Below are 15,290 nucleotides of genomic sequence, written 5' to 3' on the forward strand. Positions count from 1 at the left end.
CAAGTTGATTGTTTTGCCGAAATGACTGCACAGTATGTCGAATAAATCGCTATCTTTGCGCCGTATCTTGGAATCAGTAGCTATGGAAAACATAGGAAATTTTCTTCAAAGTTACTGATTTCCAAGATATTATGCAAGTGTTTTAACTAAAAAAAACACCGGATTTTTCCGTTTTTTTGCTCTTCTTGAAATTTTTGTCATGTACTAAGTGCTTTGCTGAAGAAATATCCAATTGACACAAAAGCATTTCATAATAAAACTGATAGTTTTTTTAAAGATGAAAAAACTTGGAGGAATTTCAATGCAAAATTTCTGGATTTCGGTCCTTACCCAGGTCAAAAGGAAATCACGAAAGATTGCAATGAAATGACATATTATAAAGATAGCGGCTACTACAACGCTTGGTTTGATGACAATCTCGGATCTTTCCTTATCGTTATTGAACACAAAAAGGACAAACCATGAAATCGATTCGCGACATTATCAAGACCAATATCATTAACGAGACGAACCAGTCTGTCGATATTGATGACGCTAATTTCTTTGTCGAATTGGCAAATAGCAAAAGCAAGGACGGTAACAGTAAAATTTTCAATTTCTCAATGCTGATTTTTGCCATCATTGTCGGCTTGGTATTTGTTATCAACTCAAGCGTCTATTTTATTAAAGATGTACTGAATAGTAGGAACGACTGCAAGATAACGCCAGAAGGAGCCATTGTGGCCTATATGGATGGAGATAAGGAATTCTATTTATTTTTGTTTAATGCCTCGGAACCATGGACAAATACTGGAATACAGCTTCTGAAAGGCGACAAGATGAGAATGAGAGTGTCCGGCGGATTTTTTGGTGATGCATTAGGATTGTATGAGGCTGTGCAATGGAACTTCAAGCCATACTATGATTGGGTTTCCATGAACGACAATGGCACCACAGATCACAAGAAAGACAGCCTGTTGATTTGTAAAGAAGTTAATTTTGGTGATCTCATTTATCGTATTGGTAATGAGGAAAACACTGATGCCCCAATACGCTATCTCAACAAAAATAGGAACGACTGTTTTAATTATTATGACGATGTTCAAGAAAATGGCTATCTGTTATTGTCAATAAACGAAGATAAACAAGATGAACGGAACACCCAGTGGAGTTGGCCACAAGATTCCGATAGTATAAAGTCTTATTTCGAGGAGAAGTATTTCGAGTATTATGACTACCATAAAAAGATGATAGGCGACAGTAAGGGGGCTTTTGATAAATTCATTCATTCGGCATGGAACAACAATGACAACTACAAAGACAACATCGGGCAAATACTTGTTGCGGTAGAAGTCCAGCGCAAGCTGGATAATGTTCAATGGAGGAAGATATGGTATAGGGATGTTGAAAACAATGTGATGGGAATATGGAACAGCAATAGAGGTATGGCTATGAAAACGTTTCTGACCATATTATTCATAATCATTGCTATATTTTATGCCATTATTAAGATCCTATTTATGTTGTTCGGATCGTTTTGGTATCTGACAGTTCCTTGTCTGCTTGTGCTATTGTGGTACTTCCGCGCTGTGATAATCCAAGTAATAAAGAGAAAAATATAGGCGTACGTACCCCAATGTGAATTTTAGACTTTACAAACGCTATTCATGCTTGATTATGGATGGTCAAGCATGAAGTTATGTTCAAACTGTTTTTCAAAATCACAGAAATGGATGTTGTCCAATGGCGGTAGCATTATATGCTTCAATGCTATTCTGAAGATGGTGCATGAATTTGTCATAATCATACATTCCATTCGGCATTTTTTCAAGGCCAGTGAAGCAGAGGTCGAATGACATCGGAGGATTATCCAAGTCCATCTGTTTCATTTCTCGGATTTGGTCTGAGCTTTGATATACGAGTCGAGCGCGGACATATCTCTTCGGATTAGGGCAACATGTTTCAACCCATTGTTCAAGTACCAGTTTGCATCCAATGGGGGTTTGGGTCTCAATGGTATTGGGCAGTTCGTATGGAACAACTCTCAAAGCAGCAAGCACGGCAGCAATCATCGAGTCATGAGAGCATAGGAAAGCGAATTTGTGTCCCTCTGGAAGCATCTCCGCCTGAATCCTTTTCAACATGCAATGGCTTATGTTGACTGAGATGATGGGAGCCGTGAAAAGTATTTCATCATAACAGTCCTTTATGTAAGCCAATTTTTTCCAGTCATTGAAACAGAGCCGACGCCCAAAGGCAGCATCTCTCGTGTTATCCATCTCGTAGTATTGGAGAATGAAGGCATCGCTGGCCATGTTAGCATCTTTCAAGCCACCACGCATCGTGGGTTCCAATGGACTTCCATCCTTGTCATGGAAACAGAGACAGACACCTACATAATTGTCGAAATGCGGAGTGCCGTGTTTGCGGGCATAGCTTGAGCGTTTCATTCCCAAAATCTTTTCCAAAAAGGTATAGGAAGGGGCTTGCAGATCTCCCAACTCGCGATAGGCCTCGGCTTGAAAGGCTGCGACATCGAAAATTCCGTCTATGTAGGATTTATCGTTCAATAGAGGAAGATAATCTGGATCCGGGTATCCCACATCGCCGTTCTCTTTCCTTTTGAAATCTACATCTATGGTCTTAAGTGGAATTAAACCCGCAGCGAAAGACCGTGCAGTAGCAATGGTACGTTGCTTGGAGCTGGCACCGAAATAGACCTGACCGACGCTGTCCAATTTGAATTGCTCCTTGTCGAGCCATAGTCGGAAATACTCTCCAAACAGGGTTTCTAAAGCTCCACCTTTCAAGGTGAGATTGCTGCCTGGCACCGACCATCGGATCCATTGATGTCCGTCAGTGGTCATCTCGTCGAGAGTGCTTAAAGAGCTATCCAAAGGTGCACGGACATTATGTCGGCTTAGGATTGTCACTTTCTCTAAATAGAGATCTTGCTGTGCAAATGCAATGCTGCAAACAGACAAAAGCAGCGTGATGATAAAAAAACGAAATTTGTTCATAGTAGTTTTATTATTACAAACCTTATTTATGTGTTGAATTCAAGACACAAATGTAAGTTGGTTATGATTTTCAAGAGCAAAGTTAGTGATAAAAAATCAATTGAAGATAAAAATTCGTTTTTTTGCATAGTATGTTTCTTATAACTTGTTGTTTGTCAGTTTAATGTGTTTGTCTATCAAATTCCCAAGAAATGTACTTTTCGAAACATGTTTTCTAACAATCCAATTCTTGTTCTTATCGACTCACGTTCCCTGCTACGTGTCTTGCTTGGTTGTGAGTTGGATGAAGAGATTAACCCAATCTTGTATACCGCCAAAGAATGGCAATCTTATCTTGCCACTCCTTTCTATGAGAATGTCCAACAGGATGAAGTAAATCTTTTACAATAAGCACCCCATCAGTTTATTGAAAAAAATGAAAAACTGATTGGTAATGAATAGAACAGAAACAAAATGAAACGAAACAAGGCAGCTCTTTTGAGCCGCCTTGTTTCGTTTCATTTTGATGACATAAATGTCTAATTCGGACAAAGTTTGGTTTCAGGGCTTCACTTTATTCGCTTTATCTTCATCGTTGTTGAACCATTCAAGATAACTCAGCGTGTATTTCCGGCCAGCCTCCAACAAGATGTTTTTCTTCTCGTCGCTGAGGTCGAAATCGGTGGCTTTCACATCCAAAGTGTCGATGTAAATGGTGCGTTGCCAGTCGTCGCTGTGCAGGTGGGTGTTTCGTTGGAAGTCAATCAGGGTCCTGAGCAGGGCGGAAGTGTAGTCGAACAGATTGTCAATGTCCTTGACTTGCGGCTCGGTGTTGTCGTGGAAGATGGAGATTTCCTCGGAACTGTCCAGACGGAATCCCAAAGTCTCCTGGTTGTAGACGTATTCGTTGGCGAGTCCGAGTCCTTTGGGCATTTTCTTCTGTGCCTCGTTGATTTTCTCGTAGTATTTCGTTCTGACAAAATGTTTGGCCACAAATTTCCTGTTGTCGAAGGCCTGAATCGGGTAATTGTCGAGGAGACCGCCGTCAACGTAAACGTCTTTTCGCGGGTTGGCGCGAACGGCGGCGAAGAAAATCGGAATCGACATGGAGATGCGTGCTGCATCGGCAATGCTGAAATCAGGTGTGGTTTCGGCAGAAAACACTTCGGAAAATTCTGTCGATAAGTTACTGCCAATGAGGTAGATGTCGAGAAATGGTTTTCCATCTTGCTTCATGCTGTCAAGTTGGCCGAAAGTGGTTTCGCTGTCACCAGTTTTGTCTTTGATGATGCCGCCGATAAACTCACGGAAAAAATCGCCTTTGAACCAGCCGTAATCAGTGAAGATGCGTTTCGAGTCGCGTAGGAACCCCCACGAATCATCCTTGAACTTGTTGAAATCAAGATTCCAGACAATGTTTTCAATTTCGGCTGGCGTGTAGCCTAAACCGACTAAAACGGCGAGAATGGCGCCAGCCGATGTGCCGGCCACGCGCTTGATGTCGGGCAGAATTTTTTCTTCCTCAAGCACTTCCAATGCGCCGGCGTAGGCTATGCCTCTCACGCCTCCGCCTTCAAAAACCAGATTCCTGAAATGATATGCCATAATGTCCTGTTTTTTATGTTCGTAATCATAATTAATCTGCAAATTGCTTGTCTGTTTTTCAGTAATTGGGTTAGAAAAGTTCAAAATTGTTCAAAAAACCAAATAGTCAATGTGTCAAAACAATCAAAGTGTCAAAATATCCATAATTTTCAACTTTTAGTGATTTTTTCAAAAAGCTGTAGCTATTCATTTGACGGAGTCATTACAAATGGATACTTCTCAGGATGTTTTAGGCTGTCAATTTCAAATGCTGTGTCTAAGGTTGGCCATTCAATGGCATAATCACCATCCATTTGGACATTGAGGACGTCTTTTATGGAAGCGTTTTTCATCCAAGGGCAACGATTATATGAAATGAAATAATCGCAGCCTTGAACCGAAACCATAAATCCTTGGCTGTTAATCATCAGAACGCTTACCGATGTGTTCTGTGTATTTTGCTTTGAAGTCTTCTCCATTGTTTGAAATGATTTTGAAGATTTTGTTTATTTCTCTATCTGTAAATCCATAGTTCTCAGATAATTCAAAGGAAGGCTCTAACCAAAATTTGGCTCGTCTGCCAGCCTTTTCAACATGAATGTGCTTCCGACTCTCTTCATTTGAAAAAATTCGGAAACAAAAGCCGTCTTCTCTGTGAAATACCGGACTCATTATTTCTTGCTCCAGGTCGTGCCGTCCTTGCCGTCTTTCAGCACGATGTCGTATTTGGTCAGTTCGTCGCGGATGAGGTCGCTGGTGGCCCAGTCTTTCTTGGCGCGGGCTTCCTTGCGGATGTCAATGATGGTCTGCATGAGGCCTTCCACCAAGTCGCTGCTGTTGTCGGCGGCATCGCTGTCGATGAGGCCGAGAATGTCGAAGACGAAACTCTGGAACAGTTTGTTGAGCAGTTCGAGTTCGGCAGGATTGATTTGCATCTTGCCGTCCTTGATAGTGTTCACAATGCGCACGGCTTCGAAGAGGTTTGCAATGACGATTGGACTGTTGAAGTCGTCGTTCATGGCATCGTAGCAGGCATCCATAATCTTCTGAACGCCAACTTCTGCTGCGCCTTCCGTCGGGACGATGCTCTTGGCAGCCTTGCAGGCTTCCATCATGCGGGCGTAGCCTTTTTCGGCGGCTTGCAGGGCTTCGTTGGAGAAGTCGAGGGTGCTGCGGTATTGTGCCTGAAGGATGAAGAAACGGATGGTCATCGGAGCGTAGGCCTTTTCCAAAAGCGGGTGGTTGCCTGCGAAGAAGTCTTCGAGCGACATGGCGTTGCCCAACGATTTGCCCATCTTCTGTCCGTTGATGGTAATCATGTTGTTGTGCATCCAGTATTTCACAGGCTGCTTGCCGTTAGCGGCCATCGATTGCGCGATTTCCGACTCGTGGTGCGGGAACATGAGGTCCATGCCGCCGCCGTGGATGTCGAATTCTTCGCCTAAGTATTTGCAACCCATGGCTGAACATTCCATGTGCCAGCCTGGGAAACCATCACTCCATGGTGAAGGCCAGCGCATGATGTGTTTCGGCTCGGCTTTCTTCCACAAGGCGAAGTCGACGGGGTTGTGCTTTTCTTCCTGACCGTTCAGGTCGCGGGTGGTGTTGAGCAGTTCTTCGAAATTGCGTCCCGAAAGAATGCCGTATGGGTGTTCCTTGTTGTATTTTTCAATGTCGAAATACACGCTGCCGTTTTCGATGTAGGCAAAACCGTTGTCCAGAATCTTCTGCACCATGGCAATCTGCTCGATGATGTGGCCCGAAGCGTGCGGCTCGATGGATGGACGCAGCACGTTCAGCTTGTCCATGCTCTGGTGGTAGCGGTTGGTGTAGTATTGCGCCACTTCCATCGGCTCGAGGTTTTCCAGGCGGGCTTTCTTTGCAATCTTGTCTTCGCCTTCGTCGGCATCGTGCTCGAGGTGCCCCACATCGGTGATGTTGCGCACATAGCGTACTTTATAGCCAAGGTGTGTCAGGTAACGGAACACCAAGTCGAAAGTGATGGCCGGACGGGCATGACCCAGATGGGCATCGCCATAAACGGTAGGACCGCAAACGTACATGCCCACATGAGGGGCGTTCAAAGGTTTGAAAGGTTGCTTGCAACGCGTCAGCGTGTTGTAAATGTATAAAGCGTTTTCCATATTCTGTAAAATTTGTTCGGTGCAAAGGTACAACTTTTTGTTTATTGAAACGAATACCTTGTTTATTATGACAATTTTGGCGGGGATAAGAAATGGCTGTTGGCTCATGGCAACTGGCTATTGGCACGGTAGTTCATTAGGAAAAAACGAATGAGTTTGTCGGAAGGATTAGTTGGCCAGAAGCCAATAGCCAACAGCCAGAAGCAACATTATAAAAACGAATGAGTTTGCTGGAAGGATTAGCTGGCCAGAAGCCAATAGCTAACAGCCAGAAGCCACAACAACATTTTTCTTTATATAATATTATAGTTGTCAGATTTTTGTATTTTTGCCTCCAATTATAAATCGTTTATAGTATGAAAAAGTCATTACTTATCATTGCTGCATTGATTATCAGCAGCTTCGCTTCGGCACAGCAGGTGCTGAAACTTGAAAATCCGGAACAGACCAATAGGGATGGATGGGTCGGAAATACTAATCTTTCCCACATGGCCATGATGGAAAACACGATTATGGTCATGGCACCGCGCCAATTTGATCCTGATATTAACGGAAAAATCACGAGCCTGAAATTCTATCGTCAGGTTTACAACGAATACAATACCACGTCCTATACGGTGAAGATTTACGAGGGCATCGATTTGAAATGGTATGATGAAAACATGAATTATTACTATTTCAATTCTTGCGGCAATGAGGTTTATTCACAGGACTATACGGCATCGAGCGAAGGCTGGCAGACCGTCGAACTCGACACGCCTTACAACATTCCGGATGGCGAATTCTGGATTGGCGTAAAGATGAACGGCGAAGGTATGGCTGTCTTTGGCGACCAGGCAGGTGCCGTTTTGGGTCAGTATTACTACAGCGACCAGTATGAATTCGAGTGGTATTGGAAGCCATCCTATTTCGTGGTGGATTGGGACGAATACCTTTTCTCATTGGGTTTGGCCGTTTATGTTGAGCCTGGCGACCCGGTAAGCTGCAATCCTGTCCAGAATTTTTATGGTGTGGGATGGGTTGATGGACAAATGGCCGAGCTTTTCTGGGAAGCTCCCGAAAACGGTTCGACAGACACGCTGACGGGCTATAATGTTTATAGAGATGGTGCCAAAATAAACGATGCCTTGGTCGTTGAAACCGTGTTCATGGATTGGGGAAACGGCGAACCGCAGGTTATGGGAGATCTCATCCCTTACGAGACTTATACCTATTATGTGGAAGCTGTCTATAGTGACGGCTGCACTTCGCAATGTGATCCTATTGAAGTGACTATTGAACAAAGCGATGATGTCGTGGAGAACAGCAAAATTCAAGTTAAGGTCTTCCCGAACCCAGCCGAAGGTTTTGTGAACGTCGCTGCCGAAGGCTTGCAAAACATTACCTTCATTGACATGATGGGTCGCATCGTGAAAGAGCAATCCGCTTCGCAGTCGGCAACGGTTGTCGATTTGAGCAATCTTCCATCAGGTCTTTATCTCCTTCGTGTGACGACTGAAACGGGTGTCGCTTTGCAGCGCTTGGAGGTGAAGTAAAAATTGTTCAGAGGAAATGCCTAAGATTTTCATATATGCAACGGCTAAAGTAGTTTGGACTTTCTTATTTTGGGCTACAGACAGCTACGAAAACAGGGCGCATGTGCATGTAGGCAAAAGCGGAACAGCCAATTTATGTAAGATTTGGATTGAGCCAGAAGTGGATGTTGCTGATAAAGGCGATTTGACGGAAAAACAGGTTAAGGAAGTGCTTGATGTTATCAGGCGATATCAAGAACTTTTGCTTGAACAATGGCGTAAGTTTAAGGCTGGAGAAAAAGTGAAAATGATAAAAGTAAAAGAATAAAACATGTATGCAATAGAAGGTTATTGGGATGTCGTTCCAAGAATAAAGGAAGTGTCGTTTCCTGCAAGAGGCAAGATGCAGATTTTGTTGCAAGATGGAAGAATTATTGTCGTTGCTGTTTCAAAGTTTCCGAGTGTGCAAAAACTCAGCATGGCGCAACGGAAAAAATGGTATCTTATCGGCAATGGTTTCTCTTTCGACGATTGCAGCGAAGTAATTCACATTGAGCAGATTTTAGGCAATTTCGCCAATTATGCCCATGAGGCTTAGGAAATTGAAATTAGAAAATTGTATGTGGTTGAACGAAATATAAATTAAACGAAAGAAAAAGAGATAGTTAGATAGACATAATTAAATATTGATAGCACTTGTTGCTGTCCTTGAACACCAAAGTTCCATCAAGTCCCCGTTTTGACGGGGCAACATCTCAAGGACAAGTTGCAGATGCCGTATCTGGTACGGCGTGGAAAACTTGTTAGAGATGTAGGGCGTTGAACCCCTGGTGTTCGAGCAAGAAATAGATTCCACGCTTTTTTATGCAATACGACGAAGTACATATTGGAAAAGTCATTCAGGAGAAACTGAAAGAACAAGGCAGAAGTGTCACTTGGCTTGCCGATAAGATTCCTTGTACCCGTTGTCATCTTTATAAGGTTTTTGCAAATCCGGATATAAACACTGGCTTGTTGAAAAGGATTTCAAAAATACTTGATTACAATTTCTTCCAACATTACGTTTGAGTGTTTCTTTTTATGATACGGAATTGTATCATAATAGAAATCAGCAATTTCGTTCAGTTAGGTATGTTCATTGTATTTTTGCACAAATCATAAAGCAAAAGGGGATGCCGAAAATCTGATTTTGAGTAGGCGAAAATAAAAAGTTGTCAGACACAAACAAGTTAATTTGTGCAATTATAATCGACCATTGGAATTTAAAAGGTTTAATGATATGACACAAGCGGAGGTGTATAATTATCCATTATTCTCAATCAAGAGATTCCCCACTCTTCTGAAATATGCAAATAAAACGGCAGAAAAGTTGAGAAATGAGCGTGGAGGGTTGAAAATTAGATATTTAGCTGATATTTTATGGTGCAATCTGCGATATGGTGCAAGTGATACCAGAGACTATCTTTGTTTTGAGTTTTATAAGAAAAGCTCTATGGAACGGAATCAATTCCTGACCAAACGGAGATTTTACAAACTGATAAAAACTTTTGATTGGGAAACTTTTGACAACATGGTAAATAAGGATTTTGTCAACAGATACTATTCTGAATTTATTAATAGGAAATGGATTAAGGTTACGGATGAAACATCTGATGAAGTAATTAGGGCATTTATTGATGAGCAAAAAAGAGTGATTGTTAAACCGTTGGCGAGTGAACAAGGTATAGGCGTGTTTAAGGTTTCGAAAGAGATGAAAGATGTGGTGTCAGAATTTATCCATGAAAGAAAAGGCGATTATCTTATAGAGGAATGTCTTGATAATCATGAATTAATAAACGAGATAAACCCATCATCATTAAACACAATGAGAGTCTATGCCATTGTTGATTCGTATGGAGAAGTTCATGTTTTGAATTGCTTGCTTCGTGTTGGTAACACAGGTTCGGCCGTTGATAACTGGTTTTCAGGTGGAGTCGGTTATCATGTCAATGAAGAAGGAATTGTCGATGATTATGGCATGGATAAACAATATAATAAATATGCCTACCATCCGTCAACAAACAAAATGATGATAGGTTTTAAGATTCCGCAATATCAGCAATTGCTCGATTTCAGTAAACGGGTAATGGAAGTCAATAAGAAAGCCGTTTTTTGTGGCTTGGATATAGCAATTACACCTAATGGATTCTCGCTGGTTGAAATCAATTTTCCTGGCGGACATGAATTCATGCAGTGTTTCGGTGAGGGATTCTACCAACAGATTAAGCAATATAGAAATTTCGGATGAAATGAGCTTAATGAATCATAGCAATTAGTATGGGGTGATTTAACTTGTGTAATGTAGAAGCTTGGGAATGAGAGATTTCAAGATTGAATATCTGTATTTCATAAAACTAGATTCCGCAGCATTGAAGTTTCGAAGTCTTATGCTGATTCGTATGGTGGCTTGATTTTGGCATTAATCCTATTAGGTATATTGAGGTCGATATACTTTTCCCAAATTTCAATACTGAGGAAATCTCTCGAAAATTCCGAGATTTCCTCACTGTTCATTTTTATAAAATTGACTTTAATTATTGAAAAATCAAATTGATATGAAATAATTTCGTATTTGCATATTGCGAAGTTTACGAAATGCTCGGATTTTTATTGCAATAAAAATCTGTTGTAAATAATTTATAATCAATAAAATAACTCGGTTTTTCAAATTTCGATAGTGAGGAAATCTATCAAAAAAATGCAGATTTCCTCACATTCCAATTTTAAAATTTGTATCTTTGCAGCCTAAAATCAGCGTGTTATGCTAATTGGAAGGGACAAAGAAAAAAACGAGTTGCTCGGCCTGTTGGAATCCGACCAATCGGAATTTGTGGCCGTTTATGGTCGCCGCCGTGTGGGAAAGACTTTTCTTGTCAGGGAAACGTTTCAGTATCGTTTTGATTTCCAGCACACAGGCATCCTTGATGCGCCGATGGGCGAACAGATTGCGGAATTTTGCAAATCGTTGCAAACCGCCGGTTTGCGGAAGTTTGAAATGCCGAAGAACTGGCACGAGGCTTTCCATTTGCTTGAAAACCTGCTGTCGAAATCAAAGGCGGCCAAAAAAGTCGTTTTCATTGACGAACTGCCTTGGATGGATACGCCAAATTCAAATTTTGTCCGAGCCTTGGACCATTTCTGGAATGGCTGGGCAACGGCGCGAAAAGATATTGTGCTGATAGTTTGTGGCAGTGCAACATCGTGGGTAATCAACAAGGTGATAATGAATTACGGCGGTCTGCACAATCGCCTGACGCGACAGATTTTTCTCCGTCCTTTTACCCTTGGCGAGTGTGAGCAATATGTGACCGCCCGCAACTTAGGTTATACGCGCAAACAGATTTTGGAGGCTTACATGGCCATTGGCGGCATCCCGTTTTACTGGAGTTTTTTGAAGAAAGGCAAAAGTCTGGCGCAAAATTTCGACAGGATGTTTTTCTCTGAAAACGGCGAGATGACGCGCGAGTTTGAAGCACTTTACGCTTCGCTTTTCCGCCATCCCGAACCGCATATTGCCGTGATTCAAGCCTTGTCAAAGAAAAAGTCGGGGATGCTTCGTGAGGAAATCCTTTCGGAAACCAAATTGAGCGACAACACGGTTTTTATCAAGGCGTTGAAAGAACTTGAGCAGTGTGGCTTCATCCGCAAGTATTCTTGCTTTGGCAAAAAGACGAAAGATGCTGTTTATCAGTTGATGGACAATTACACGCTGTTTTATTTCAAGTTCATCCAGGAAAATCAAAATGGTGATACGCACTTTTGGACTTCCTGTCAAAATACGCCTGTTTATCATGCTTGGGCTGGTCTGGCTTTTGAAAGGGTTTGCCTGCAACATTTGCCACAAATCAAGTTGGCACTTGGCTTTTCGGCTGTTATCAGCAGTGCCCATTCGTGGACTTATAAGCCTAAGGGAACCGAGGATAACGGTGCTCAAATTGATTTGCTGATTGACCGTAATGACCAGACAATCAATTTGTGCGAGATGAAATATGCTGGCGACGAGTATGTGATTGATGAAAAAGAAGACCAACGGCTGCGCCACAGGCAAGCCACATTTGTGCGCGAAAGTGGCACGAAAAAGGCCGTTCACCTCACGATGATTACGACATACGGCCTGTCGAAGGGCGGGTATTCTGATGAAATTCATAATCAGGTCACAATGTCCGATTTGTTCAAAAATGCGGATTTTTGTGACTGATTTTTGTTTTGATTAAATTGTTTATAATTAATAAAATAACTCAATTTTTCAAATTTCGATAGTGAGGAAATCTATAAAAAAATCGGAGATTTCCTCACATTCCAAGTTCGATTTAGTGGTTTGAAAGTGCTCCCAAATGGTTTTGAAAACAATTAGAATTTCCTTGGATTTTTATGTCTAATCAGAGTAAAAGAACCGCATTGCTTCAAAAAACCAACAATTTTAGAACAATTTTCCAATGCTTTTCGTATTTTTGCAGTTTTAGAAATTAACTTTAAAATTTTCATACGATGTACACAAACTTTCAGGAGTATCTGAAGAAGGAATTGGCTCAGATTGAAGCCGATGGCCTTTATAAGCACGAACGTATCATTGAAAGCGCTCAGGGCGCTGAAATCATGGTTGGTGGCAAGGTCTGCCTCAACTTCTGCGCAAACAATTACCTCGGCTTGGCCGACAATCCTGAACTGATTCAGGCTGCCAAGGAAGGCATGGATGCCCGTGGCTATGGCATGGCTTCCGTCCGTTTCATTTGCGGTTGCCAGGACCTTCACAAGAAACTCGAAGCAAAGATTGCTGAGTTCTTCGGCACTGAAGACACCATCCTTTATGCTGCTTGCTTCGATGCAAACGGCGGCGTTTTCGAACCATTGCTCGGACCAGACGATGCCATCATCTCTGATGCCTTGAATCACGCTTCCATCATCGATGGTGTCCGCCTCTGCAAGGCACAGCGTTTCCGCTATGCTAATGCTGATATGGCTGACCTCGAAAAGCAACTTCAGGATGCTCAGGGTTGCCGCTTCCGCCTCGTCGTTACCGATGGCGTGTTCTCAATGGACGGCAATGTTTGCCCACTTGACAAGATTTACGAATTGGCTCAGAAATACAACGCTATGGTCATGGTCGACGAAAGCCACTCAGCTGGTGTCGTCGGTCGCACAGGCCGTGGTGTTACCGAACACTACAACCTCCGTGGCAAGATTGAAATCCTGACCGGTACACTCGGTAAGGCATTCGGTGGCGCTATGGGTGGCTTCACAACTGGCCGTAAGGAAATCATCGACATGCTGCGTCAGCGTTCACGCCCGTACCTGTTCTCCAACTCAATGGCTCCAGGTCTGGTTGCCGCCGGTATCCGTATGTTCGAAATGATGAGCGAAACCAACGAACTGCAAGACCGTCTGCACGAAAACACTAGCTACTTCATCAGCAAGATGACGGAAGCCGGTTTCGATTGCAAACCTTCACAATCAGCTATTTGCGCTGTCATGCTCTACGACGCTCCGCTGTCACAGAAGTTTGCCGCCAAGTTGCAGGAAGAAGGCATCTTCGTCACTGGTTTCTACTATCCAGTCGTTCCAAAGGGACAGGCTCGTATCCGTGTTCAGGTCAGCGCAGCCCACACCCGCGAACATCTCGACAAGTGCATCGCTGCCTTCACAAAGATTGGCAAGGAATTAGGAATTTTGAAATAATGGAGTGCGAGGTTGCGAGGCATCGGGAATGCGAGAACTCGTGCCCGTAGCCTCGAAACCTCGTTGTCTAAAATAGTTTACAATGAAAAAGATTTTGATTGTTGGTTCCGGCGGACAGATTGGAACCGAATTGGTTAAGAAACTCCGTGGCATTTATGGCAATGAGAATGTTGTTGCCAGCGACCTCCGTCAGTTGACGGGCGAAATCGTCGAAAACGGACCATTTGAGAGAATCGACTCAACGCAAATCATGCAGATTGTTGACGTCGTGAAGAAATACAACATCGATACGATTTACAACCTCGCAGCCATCCTTTCCGCAACGGCAGAAAAGAATCCTATGCTGGGTTGGAATGTCGGCATCGGCAGTTTGGTGAATTGCCTCGAAGTGGCACGCACCTTCAACTGCGCCGTGTTCACACCTTCTTCAATTGGCGCTTTCGGTACCTCGACCCCTCGCGACAATACGCCTCAGGATACCATCCAGCGTCCTAACACCATTTACGGTGTGACGAAGGTGACTGGCGAATTGCTGAGCGATTACTATTTCACCCGCTTTGGCGTCGATACCCGTAGCGTCCGTTTCCCAGGCTTGATTTCGAACCTCACGCTGCCTGGCGGTGGCACCACCGACTACGCTGTGGAAATCTATTACGCAGCCGTCAAGGGCGAAAAGTTCATTTGCCCAATCAGCAAAGGCACCTATATGGATATGATGTATATGCCAGACGCATTGGATGCCATGGTGAACATCATGGAAGCCGATCCTACCAAACTCATTCACCGTAACTCGTTCAATGTTACCAGCATGAGCTTTGACCCTGAAATCATCTACAACGCCATCAAGAAGTACTATCCGAACTTCGAAATGGAATACAAGTTTGACCCAATCCGTCAAGCCATCGCCGATTCATGGCCGAACAAGATGGACGACAGCTGCGCCCGCAACGAATGGGGCTGGAATCCAAAGTACGACCTCGACAAGATGACCATCGACATGATTGACACCCTGAAGGTGAAACTGTTGAAGTAATTTACTTCGAAATAACGTTTAATGAGCAACCGCAAGTGGATGATTCCTTTGCGGTTGCTTTTTTATGTATCATTTTCTATCAAAAATGCTTTTTTATCTCAAATTGACTTATAAAAACGTATTTTTATGTAAGTTTGCACAAACTTTATAATAAAGTTGTTATGCATAATGATTTAAATAAAAGGCTCTAGTATAATAAAAGACTGAATTAGGCGTTAAAGACAGAAAAGCGAAGGAAATGAGCGACTACATTACAGCAGAAGAGATCGTGCGACAGGTTCGGATGATGCCGGTTCAGGAGCGTGCTCGGCTGAAAGACATC

At 42.9% G+C, this 15,290-nt stretch carries 14 protein-coding genes; 8 read left to right on the forward strand and 6 right to left on the reverse strand.

Annotated elements, in window-relative coordinates; genetic code table 11:
• Positions 1–461: 461 nt before the first annotated feature.
• On the forward strand, positions 462–1,601 hold the full coding sequence (locus tag AC06MN_RS04825) for a hypothetical protein (RefSeq protein WP_475671224.1): 1,140 nt from the start codon (positions 462–464) through the stop codon (positions 1,599–1,601).
• A gap of 99 nt (positions 1,602–1,700) precedes the next feature.
• Here the strand turns inward: AC06MN_RS04825 and AC06MN_RS04830 are convergent, their stop codons facing one another.
• The 5 genes from AC06MN_RS04830 to cysS form a co-directional block, all read right to left on the reverse strand.
• Positions 1,701–2,999 carry a histidine-type phosphatase gene (locus AC06MN_RS04830; RefSeq protein ID WP_475671225.1) on the reverse strand — a complete coding sequence of 433 codons (1,299 nt, stop codon included), beginning with the start codon at positions 2,997–2,999 and terminating at the stop codon, positions 1,701–1,703.
• Positions 3,000–3,539: 540 nt separating this feature from the next.
• Positions 3,540–4,583, reverse strand: coding sequence for a patatin-like phospholipase family protein (locus tag AC06MN_RS04835; protein ID WP_475671226.1), 1,044 nt, complete (start codon positions 4,581–4,583; stop codon positions 3,540–3,542).
• 182 nt (positions 4,584–4,765) lie between these two features.
• Positions 4,766–5,041, reverse strand: a complete 276-nt coding sequence (locus AC06MN_RS04840; protein WP_475671227.1) for a DUF2442 domain-containing protein — start codon at positions 5,039–5,041, stop codon at positions 4,766–4,768.
• The gene (locus AC06MN_RS04845; protein WP_475671228.1) at positions 4,983–5,234 is read right to left on the reverse strand and encodes a DUF4160 domain-containing protein; all 252 of its coding nucleotides are present in this window, start codon (positions 5,232–5,234) and stop codon (positions 4,983–4,985) included. Before AC06MN_RS04845 ends, AC06MN_RS04840 begins: the two co-directional genes overlap by 59 nt.
• A complete protein-coding gene (cysS, locus tag AC06MN_RS04850) occupies positions 5,234–6,814 on the reverse strand; it encodes a cysteine--tRNA ligase (protein WP_475671229.1) in 1,581 nt (526 codons plus the stop codon). The genes AC06MN_RS04845 and cysS overlap by 1 nt, the downstream gene beginning before the upstream one ends.
• Positions 6,815–7,062: 248 nt before the next feature.
• Between cysS and AC06MN_RS04855 the strand changes: the two genes are divergently transcribed.
• The 4 genes from AC06MN_RS04855 (at position 7,063) to AC06MN_RS04870 (ending at position 10,507) form a co-directional block, all read left to right on the forward strand.
• Entirely contained in the window at positions 7,063–8,241 is a 1,179-nt protein-coding gene (locus tag AC06MN_RS04855; protein ID WP_475671230.1) for a T9SS type A sorting domain-containing protein, read from the forward strand.
• A gap of 16 nt (positions 8,242–8,257) precedes the next feature.
• Complete coding sequence (locus AC06MN_RS04860) at positions 8,258–8,548, forward strand: DUF4160 domain-containing protein (protein WP_475671231.1); 291 nt, start codon at positions 8,258–8,260, stop codon at positions 8,546–8,548.
• 3 nt (positions 8,549–8,551) lie between these two features.
• The gene (locus AC06MN_RS04865) at positions 8,552–8,818 is read left to right on the forward strand and encodes a DUF2442 domain-containing protein (RefSeq protein ID WP_475671232.1); all 267 of its coding nucleotides are present in this window, start codon (positions 8,552–8,554) and stop codon (positions 8,816–8,818) included.
• A gap of 681 nt (positions 8,819–9,499) precedes the next feature.
• Positions 9,500–10,507: a sugar-transfer associated ATP-grasp domain-containing protein gene (locus AC06MN_RS04870; RefSeq protein WP_475671233.1), complete on the forward strand. Its 1,008-nt coding sequence runs from the start codon at positions 9,500–9,502 to the stop codon at positions 10,505–10,507.
• 137 nt (positions 10,508–10,644) lie between these two features.
• Here the strand turns inward: AC06MN_RS04870 and AC06MN_RS04875 are convergent, their stop codons facing one another.
• Complete coding sequence (locus tag AC06MN_RS04875) at positions 10,645–10,773, reverse strand: hypothetical protein (protein WP_475671234.1); 129 nt, start codon at positions 10,771–10,773, stop codon at positions 10,645–10,647.
• A 247-nt stretch (positions 10,774–11,020) separates the two neighbouring features.
• Here AC06MN_RS04875 and AC06MN_RS04880 point away from each other — a divergent pair, with 247 nt between their 5' ends.
• The 3 genes from AC06MN_RS04880 to AC06MN_RS04890 all read left to right on the forward strand — a co-directional run bounded on the left by AC06MN_RS04880 (position 11,021) and on the right by AC06MN_RS04890 (position 14,968).
• A complete protein-coding gene (locus AC06MN_RS04880; RefSeq protein WP_475671235.1) occupies positions 11,021–12,457 on the forward strand; it encodes an AAA family ATPase in 1,437 nt (478 codons plus the stop codon).
• 290 nt (positions 12,458–12,747) lie between these two features.
• Positions 12,748–13,935: a glycine C-acetyltransferase gene (gene kbl, locus AC06MN_RS04885; protein ID WP_475671236.1), complete on the forward strand. Its 1,188-nt coding sequence runs from the start codon at positions 12,748–12,750 to the stop codon at positions 13,933–13,935.
• Between the two features lie 82 nt (positions 13,936–14,017).
• Positions 14,018–14,968 carry an NAD-dependent epimerase/dehydratase family protein gene (locus tag AC06MN_RS04890; RefSeq protein ID WP_475671237.1) on the forward strand — a complete coding sequence of 317 codons (951 nt, stop codon included), beginning with the start codon at positions 14,018–14,020 and terminating at the stop codon, positions 14,966–14,968.
• The last annotated feature ends 322 nt before the right edge of the window (positions 14,969–15,290 follow it).

Source organism: Candidatus Limimorpha sp. (assembly GCF_056203535.1).